The sequence below is a fragment of the Acrocarpospora macrocephala genome (assembly GCF_009687865.1).
In the GTDB taxonomy this organism is placed as follows: Bacteria; Actinomycetota; Actinomycetes; order Streptosporangiales; family Streptosporangiaceae; genus Acrocarpospora; species Acrocarpospora macrocephala.
Window position 1 is genome coordinate 93552 of the sequence record NZ_BLAE01000018.1, and the last position, 8006, is coordinate 101557.

Here is an 8006-nt window from a genome sequence, read left to right on the forward strand (position 1 = left end):
TCACTCTTTCCCCGCGGCGGCGTCGGCCAGCGCGTTCGCGCCACCGACGATCTCGCTGATTTCCTGGGTGATCTCGGCCTGGCGAGCCTGGTTCATCTGCATGGTGAACACGCGGATGAGCTCGTTGGCGTTGTCGGTCGCCGACTTCATCGCGCGCCGCCTGGCGGCCTCCTCCGAGGCCGCCGACTGGAGCAGCGCGGTGAAGATGCGCGACTCGATGTAGCGCGGCAGGAGCGAGTCCAGCACGGCGCTCGCGGTCGGCTCGAACTCGAAGTACGGCAGCGGCACCGGCGGCGGCTCGGTCGTCTCCTCGACCACCAGCGGCAGGATCCGCTTGACCACGACCTCCTGCGTCAGCATCGACACGAACTCGGTCGAGACGATGTGGATCTCGTCGATCCCGTCCTCGGCCGTGAACGCGTCGATCAGCGTGTCCGCGATGGCCTTGGCGTCGGTGTAGGCCGGCCGCCGGGAGAACCCGGTCCACTGCCCGCCCATCTCCCGATGCCGGAAGGTGTGCCAGGTGACACCCTTCCGGCCGGTCACGAACGGCGTCGGCTCGATGCCCTTGCCGCGCAGCAGCCCGGCCAGCGCCTCGGCCTCACGCAGGATGTTGGCGTTGAAGCCGCCGCAGAACCCGCTGTCGCTGGTGACGATGAGCACCCCGGCACGCCGCGGCTGCTCCTTCGCCACCGTCAGCGGGTGGCTGACGGTGCTGGTGTTGCTGACGACCGCGGAGACGGCGCGGGTGATCTCCCGCTCGTACGGCACCGCCGCCTGCATCCGCAGCTGCGCCTTCACGATGCGCGAGGAGGCGATGAGCTCCTGCGCGCGGGTGATCTTCGCGGTGGACTTGACCGACTTGATCCGCCGCCGCAGCAGTCTGAGCTGGGCGCCCATCGGTCAGCGCTCCTCGGTCTTGCGCACGTGCTTGACGATCTTCTCCTGGCCGACCTCGCTGTCCTCCAGCGGGGCCACCGGCTCGTCCTTGACCAGCTGCTCGCCGGAGGAGGTGATGAAGCTCTTCTTGAACTCGGTGATCGCGCTCTTCAGCGTGGTCAGCGCGTCGTCGCCGAGGTCCTTGGACTCCCGGATGCCGTCGAATACGCCCTTGTGGCTGCTCGACAGGTATTCCAGGAACGACGCCTCGAACCGGCGGATGTCCTCCAGCGGGACGTCGTCGAGCTCTCCGGTGGTGCCGGCCCAGACCGAGACGACCTGCTTCTCGACCGGGAACGGCGAGTACTGCGACTGCTTGAGCAGCTCCACCAGGCGGGAGCCGCGCTCCAGCTGGGCCCGCGAGGTCGCGTCCAGGTCGGACGCGAAGGACGCGAACGCCTCCAGGTCACGGAACTGGGAGAGCGAGAGGCGGAGCGTGCCCGCCACCTTCTTCATGGCCTTGATCTGGGCCGAGCCGCCGACTCGGGAGACCGAGACGCCGACGTTGATGGCCGGGCGCACGCCCGAGTTGAACAGGTCGGTCTCCAGGAAGCACTGACCGTCGGTGATGGAGATGACGTTGGTCGGAATGAAGGCCGACACGTCGTTGCCCTTGGTCTCGATGATCGGCAGGCCGGTCATCGAGCCGGAGCCCATGTCCTCCGACAGCTTCGCGCAGCGCTCCAGGAGCCGCGAGTGCAAGTAGAACACGTCGCCGGGGAACGCCTCGCGGCCCGGCGGGCGGCGCAGCAGCAGCGAGACCGCGCGGTAGGCGTCGGCCTGCTTGGTCAGGTCGTCGAAGATGATCAGAACGTGCTTGCCCTGGTACATCCAGTGCTGCCCGATGGCGGAACCGGTGTAGGGGGCGAGGTACTTGAATCCCGCCGGGTCGGACGCCGGAGCGGCCACGATGGTCGTGTACTCCAGCGCGCCCGCCTCCTCCAGGCGGCCCTTGACCTGCGCGATCGTCGAACCCTTCTGGCCGACGGCGACGTAGACGCAGCGCACCTGCTTCGCCGGGTCGCCGGACAGCCAGTTGTCCTTCTGGTTGAGGATCGTGTCCACCGCGATGGCCGTCTTGCCGGTGCCGCGGTCGCCGATGATCAGCTGGCGCTGGCCGCGGCCGATCGGCGTCATGGCGTCGATCGCCTTGAGGCCGGTCTGCAGCGGCTCCTTCACCGGCTGCCGCTGGACCACCGAAGGCGCCTGGGTCTCCAGGGCACGACGGCCCTCGGCCTCGATCGCGCCCTTGCCGTCCAGCGGGTTGCCCAGCGGGTCGACCACACGACCGAGGAAGTTGTCGCCGATCGGCACGGACAGGATGTTGCCCGTCCGCCGCACCTGCTGGCCCTCCTCGATCTTGCTGAAGTCGCCCAGGATGACCACACCGATCTCCCGGACGTCCAGGTTCAGCGCCAGGCCGCGCGTGCCGTCCTCGAACTCCAGCAGCTCGTTCGCCATCGTCGAGGGCAGGCCGGAGACATGGGCGATGCCGTCGCCGCAGTCCACGACGGTCCCGATCTCCTCGCGCGCCGCGCCTTCCGGCTCGTACGCCTGGACGAAGCGCTCAAGCGCGTCCCGAATCTCGTCCGGCCGGATCGTCAGCTCCGCCATCTCTTCCTGTCTCCCTATTTCGCCTAGCCGGCCAACCGGCGGCGGACTTCTTCAATTCGTCCAGCGATGGTGGTATCGATGATCTCGTCCCCGATCTTGATCGAGAACCCACCGAGCACCTTGGGGTCCACCTCCACGTTCAGGTGGACGTCACGGCCGTAGGTCGCCCGCAGCCAGGCGGCGAGCCGCTCCTTCTGCTGATCCGAGAGCGGTACGGCGCTGCTGACCACGGCCACCAGGCGCTGCCGCTGCAACGCGACCAGCCGGCCGTACTCGTCCAGGCCCGACTCCAGGCTACGCCCGCGCGGGTGCACCGCGAGATGCGTGAGCAGGCGAAGCGTGGCCGGGGCGACCTTGCCGTCGAGCAGTTCGGCGAGCAGCCGCTCCTTGCCGGGCTTGGCCGGGTCGGCGAGCACGCGCCGCAGCTCCGGGTTGGCGGCCAGGATTCGGCCGAACCGGAACAGCTCGTCCTCGACGTCGTCCAGCTGCTCGTGGCTTTCCGCCTCGGTCGCGGCGGCGATCACGCCGAGCCGCTCGACGGCGTCGGCCAGGTCACCCGACGACGACCACCTGGACTCGACCACGGCCACCGTGGCCTCCAGCGCGGCCGTGCTCACCTTGCCGTCCAGCAGGGCGCGGATCGCGCCCGCTTTCGCGATCGCAGGACGGGACGGGTCGGAGAGCGTGCGGCGCAGACCGTGCTCGCGGTCGAACAGGTCGGCCACCTCGAAGAGCTCGTCGGCCAGCTCGCCCAGGTCGGCCGAACCGGCGACGCTGTTGAACCGCTCCTCGACCTCGGCCAGGGACGTCCTGCTCAGACCGCGCATTACCGAACCGCCGCGTTGGTGTTCTCGAGCTCCTCGAGGAACCGGTCGACGATGCGGCGCTGGCGGGCCTCGTCCTCCAGCGACTCGCCGACGATGCGTCCGGCCAGGTCGGTGGAGAGGCGGCCGATCTCGGCGCGCAGCTGGGTGAGCGCCTGCTGCTTGTCCGCCTCGATCTGGGCGTGCGCGGCCGCGATGATGCGCTGCGCCTCGGCCTTGGCCTCCTCCTGGAGTTCGGCCTTGATCTGGGCGCCCTGCTCGCGGGCCTCGTCCCGAAGCCGGGCGGCCTCCTGGCGGGCCTCCTGGAGCCGGTCGTGGTACTGCTTGAGCACCGACTGGGCCTCGGCCTGCGCGTCCTCGGCCTTCTTGATCCCGCCCTCGATCGCCTCGGTCCGGTCAGCCAGAGCCTTCTGGATGCGCGGGGTGAGGATACGACCGACGACGATCACGACGACCGCGAACGAGAAGACGCCGACGACCAGTTCGTACGTGTGCGGGAGTAGGGGGTTGGTGCCCTCCGCGGCCAGGAGCGTAGCTGCCAATTTCATGGGTGCAGCCTTCCGTCAATAAGTCGTTCGTTACTGACCGAACATGAACGGCGCGACCAGGCCGATCAGGGCCAGGGCCTCGGTAAGGACGAAGCCGAGCAGCATGTTCTGGCGGATCAGGCCGTACGCCTCGGGCTGGCGAGCGATGGCCTGGACACCCTGACCGAAGATGATGCCGACGCCGATGCCGGGGCCGATGGCGGCGAGGCCGTAACCGATGGAACCGAGGGAGCCGGTGACCTCAGCGAGGACGCTCATTTTCTCTTCCTTTACTGGGTGGGCCGATGGGAGTGTCCCCACCGGTCTGGGCAAACTTGGTGTTGCTGAAGCTTTAGTGGTCGGCGTGCAGCGAGTTGCCGATGTACATGGCGGCCAGCATCGCGAACAGGAACGCCTGCAGGAACTGGATGAACATCTCGAACCCGGTCATCGCGATCGTCATGACGACGCCGACGACCCCGAGGCCCGCGCCCAGCGGGGTGAGCTTTTCGAACACGAACCAGAACCCGACCAGGCTGAAGAAGGCCAGGATGATGTGGCCCGCGAACATGTTCGCGAACAGTCGGACCGCGTGCGTGAAGGGCGCGATGATCAGGTTCGACAGGAACTCGATGGGGGCGAGCAGGAAGTAGATCGGCTTGGGCAGGCCCGGGGGGAACATCATGTTCTTGAAGTAGCCGATCGGCCCCTGGTGCTTGATGCCCAGGTAAATCTTGAGCACGTAGATGGTGGCGGCCAGCACGATGGGGAAGGCGATGTGCGAGGCGACCGGGAACTGCAGGAGGGGGATCACGCCCATCAGGTTCCAGATCCACACCAGGAAGAAGATGCTGAGCAGCAGGCCCATCCACCGGTCGGCGTCCTTGCCCAGGAAGGGCCGGGCGACCTGGTCGCGGACGAACATGTAGCCCATCTCGCCCACGTTCTGGATGCCGCGCGGCACCAGCTTGGGCTTGGCGAAGGCGGACCAGCAGAAGACCACCACGATCAGCGTGCTGAGGATGGCGAGCAGGACCGGCTTGGTGAGCCAGGTGACTCCGGCGATCAGCGGAGGAGCGTCGAAGAGCTCCAGGCCCGGAGGGGTGAACACATCCTCGGAAGCCCCGGAAGCCCCGGAAGCGAGGACCGTCAGCGTATTCACGCGGCGTTCCCTTCAGCGTGATAGTGGATCGTCAAAGAGGCTTCGTCGGCCGGACGGCCAGGGGCTAGCTGCCGTACTTCCGGTAGACCAGGTAGACAGCGAGGACTACGCCGAGGATCAGGCCGATGGGCGTGAACGCGACCACGCCTGTCCACCGGCTCAGCAACCAGCCTGCACCGCCATACAAGATCATCCCGCTGAGCAGATAGCTGGGGACCGACCAGGCGGCGCTGGCGAAGTCGCGGCCGTCGTCCTCGGGCCGGAGTTTCCTGTCGCTCATCGCGGGGCCGACGATAGCAGTCTAGGGGGTGACTAGTCATATCGGGCTGCTCACGCGCCATCGGAACCCGGGACTTTGGTATCCGGGTCTGCATAGAGCATCTTCAACTTCATGAATCCGCGCATCTCACCCACCGTCCAGGCCACGGTGCCGACGATGGCCGCCCAGCCGAAGGCGCGCGGCTCGAAAACGGTGGCCGTCTCGAAGGTCTTCAGCAGCACCATCAGGACGATGACCTTGACCAGGTAGCTGAGCACGGCCGCGGTCATCATCATCATCGGCGAGATCCGGCCCGCGTAGGCGACCACGACCAGGCCGACGGTAAAGAAGACGATGACCACCACCAGGCCGATCACGGCGCCGAGCGCGCCGGGGAATCCCGCCAGGACGGCCGCCATGGCGATAACGACCAGCCCCACCAGCACTGTAGGCACGGCGGCGCCCTTGAGTACGCGCACGTCGTTGGCCTGCATCACGACTCCCAAAGCCTGTTGTCAACAACCGAGCGTTTGCTTCCCCTTACTTAGGGGACCCTGCTAGTGAAAGCTATCACAAGCTCTGCGGGGAACGCCTTTACCTGCTTTTTCGGGGCATTTCACCCGGTTGTTGCCGTGGCTCTGGGGGTGGCGGTGGCGGCAGCCGTACCCGACTGGGTGTCGGAGGAGTCGGCCGGCGGGGGCATTCTATTGGCGGCGTGCGCGCCGCCGCGCCCGTTCCTGCCGGTGGTCCGCCAGCGCTGGCGGGACAGCAGCACCAGGATGGCGAGGGCGACCGCGATGATCGGCGGGAACACCGCGACGGGGACGCCCTCGACCGAGAGCGCGACCAGGGCGAACGCGAACAGGAACGTCCAGGCGTACATGATCAGGACGCTGCGGCGGTGGGAGTGGCCGATGTCCAGGAGGCGGTGGTGCAGGTGGCCGCGGTCGGGGGCGAACGGGGACAAACCCGCCGAGGTGCGCCGGACCACCGCCATGATCAGGTCGGCCAGCGGGAGCACCATGACGGCGACCGGGAGCAGCACCGGGAGCAGCAGCGGGAACCGGTTGACCTGCAGGGCCGCGCTCGGCACCGAGGAGATGATGGTGACCAGCGAGGTGGCCAGGATCAGGCCGATCAGCATGGCGCCGGTGTCGCCCATGAAGATCTTGGCCGGGTTGAAGTTGTGCGGCAGGAAGCCGAGGCACATGCCGATCAGGAGCGAGGCCACCACGGCGGTGAGGTTGATGCGGGTGGCCTGCAGGTTCTGCGACAGGACCATCGAGTAGACCAGGGTGGCCAGCGCGGCGATGCCGACGAGGCCGGCCGCCAGGCCGTCCAGGCCGTCGACGAAGTTCACCGCGTTGATGGTGACGACCACGATCATGATGGTGATGACGACCTGGAGGTTGTTGTCCAGGTAAAACTCGCCGCCCATGTTCGACGGCAGCGGCAGGTAGCGCAGGGTGACCCCGAAGGAGACCAGCAGGCCGCCGGCGGCGATCTGGCCGCCCAGCTTGACCAGCGCGTCCATGCCGAGCCAGTCGTCCAGGAAGCCGGTCACCACGATCAGGCCGCCCGCCGAGAGCAGCGCCATCGCGGTCTGGCCGGACTGCTGGTCCAGCGCGCCGCCCACCCAAGGCAGATTGGTGGCCACTAACAGGCCCGCGGCCATGCCGCCGAACATGGCGAGACCGCCCAGGCGTGGGGTCGGCACCTTGTGCACATCGCGTTCCCTGACCTCGGGCGCGGCGCCGATGCGCAGCGCGAAGGCCCGGACCGGAGGCACCAGCAGATAGGTGACAACGGCGGTGACGAGGGCAACAAGGAAGTATTCCCGCACGGACTTAGTTTCCCGGATTGAAGGACCAGTTGTGACGGTAAATCGGCACAGAATCCGACGAAACATTCGCTCGGGTGGGCGATCTGGACGACGGCCGGCGCGTCTACCGGTCTCCCGACGCTAGCGCACCCCGCTTGCGAGGCACTTGAACCTTGCCCTCAGGAGTACGCGTGCGGGGCGCCCGCTTTGCTGGGCACCCAGCGCGGCGTGTCGGCCGCCTCGTCGCTGATCGCGGTCAGCACGGCCTGGCGATACAGGCCGAGGCGGTTGCGCCACTCGCCGATATCCTCGACGTAGCGTTTCGCCACGGGAGCGTCCCAGACGTCGGTGCTTCTCGCCATCTGGTACGGCTTGTCCAGCGACGTGGTGAGCTGTTCCATCAGCGGGAGGACCTGGAACCAGAGGTCCACGAGGCGCTGGTACTCCGGGTTGAAGACCCAGGTGGTGGCCTGGCCGCCCGGGGCCAGCAGGTCGGCGCTGGACGGCGCGGGCGGGGTCTCGCCCGGCTGGAGCGGGCGCGGCGCGGGGGGATCGACGTAACTCAAGCTCTCTCCTGCGGCTGGGTCTTACGCGCCGGGGGCGGGGATCGGCTGGTCTGGGTCGTTGGGGCCGACACTGCCGGCCGGGCCGTCGGGTTCGATCGTCATGGGCGCCCATTCGCCGGTGCCCCACTCCCCCGCGGGGACCGAGACGCTGGGCATGTCCATGGGTTCGATCTCGCCGTGGAGCTGGATGAGGGCGCGGAGCGCGTCGTCGGTCGGCGGATTGGCCGGAGCGGACAGCACGTCGCCCGGCTGCTGGGCGGCGAGCGCGCGCGGGTCGATCTCCTCGGCGGAGC

At 68.0% G+C, this 8006-nt stretch carries 11 protein-coding genes; all 11 read right to left on the minus strand.

Annotated elements, in window-relative coordinates:
* Nucleotides 1-900, minus strand: a complete 900-nt coding sequence (locus Amac_RS17555; RefSeq protein WP_155355463.1) for a F0F1 ATP synthase subunit gamma — start codon at nucleotides 898-900, stop codon at nucleotides 1-3.
* Nucleotides 901-903: 3 nt separating this feature from the next.
* Nucleotides 904-2553 carry a F0F1 ATP synthase subunit alpha gene (gene atpA, locus Amac_RS17560; protein WP_155355464.1) on the minus strand — a complete coding sequence of 550 codons (1650 nt, stop codon included), beginning with the start codon at nucleotides 2551-2553 and terminating at the stop codon, nucleotides 904-906.
* Nucleotides 2554-2576: 23 nt separating this feature from the next.
* Nucleotides 2577-3380 (minus strand): F0F1 ATP synthase subunit delta, encoded by an 804-nt coding sequence (locus Amac_RS17565; RefSeq protein WP_155355465.1) that lies wholly within the window; start codon nucleotides 3378-3380, stop codon nucleotides 2577-2579.
* Nucleotides 3380-3925: a F0F1 ATP synthase subunit B gene (locus Amac_RS17570; RefSeq protein WP_174900180.1), complete on the minus strand. Its 546-nt coding sequence runs from the start codon at nucleotides 3923-3925 to the stop codon at nucleotides 3380-3382. The genes Amac_RS17565 and Amac_RS17570 overlap by 1 nt, the downstream gene beginning before the upstream one ends.
* A gap of 30 nt (nucleotides 3926-3955) precedes the next feature.
* Nucleotides 3956-4183: an ATP synthase F0 subunit C gene (gene atpE, locus Amac_RS17575; RefSeq protein WP_155347320.1), complete on the minus strand. Its 228-nt coding sequence runs from the start codon at nucleotides 4181-4183 to the stop codon at nucleotides 3956-3958.
* 73 nt (nucleotides 4184-4256) lie between these two features.
* On the minus strand, nucleotides 4257-5066 hold the full coding sequence (gene atpB / locus Amac_RS17580) for a F0F1 ATP synthase subunit A (protein ID WP_155347319.1): 810 nt from the start codon (nucleotides 5064-5066) through the stop codon (nucleotides 4257-4259).
* Nucleotides 5067-5130: 64 nt separating this feature from the next.
* Nucleotides 5131-5346, minus strand: a complete 216-nt coding sequence (locus tag Amac_RS17585; RefSeq protein ID WP_155347318.1) for an AtpZ/AtpI family protein — start codon at nucleotides 5344-5346, stop codon at nucleotides 5131-5133.
* A 50-nt stretch (nucleotides 5347-5396) separates the two neighbouring features.
* Nucleotides 5397-5819, minus strand: coding sequence for a Cg1360 family ATP-synthase-associated protein (locus tag Amac_RS17590; RefSeq protein ID WP_155355466.1), 423 nt, complete (start codon nucleotides 5817-5819; stop codon nucleotides 5397-5399).
* Nucleotides 5820-5941: 122 nt separating this feature from the next.
* The gene (locus Amac_RS17595; protein ID WP_155355467.1) at nucleotides 5942-7168 is read right to left on the minus strand and encodes a glycosyltransferase family 4 protein; all 1227 of its coding nucleotides are present in this window, start codon (nucleotides 7166-7168) and stop codon (nucleotides 5942-5944) included.
* A gap of 158 nt (nucleotides 7169-7326) precedes the next feature.
* On the minus strand, nucleotides 7327-7713 hold the full coding sequence (locus Amac_RS17600; RefSeq protein WP_155355468.1) for a hypothetical protein: 387 nt from the start codon (nucleotides 7711-7713) through the stop codon (nucleotides 7327-7329).
* 21 nt (nucleotides 7714-7734) lie between these two features.
* Nucleotides 7735-8006: hypothetical protein (locus tag Amac_RS53680; RefSeq protein WP_170322537.1), on the minus strand; the 272-nt coding region annotated here is incomplete at its 5' end.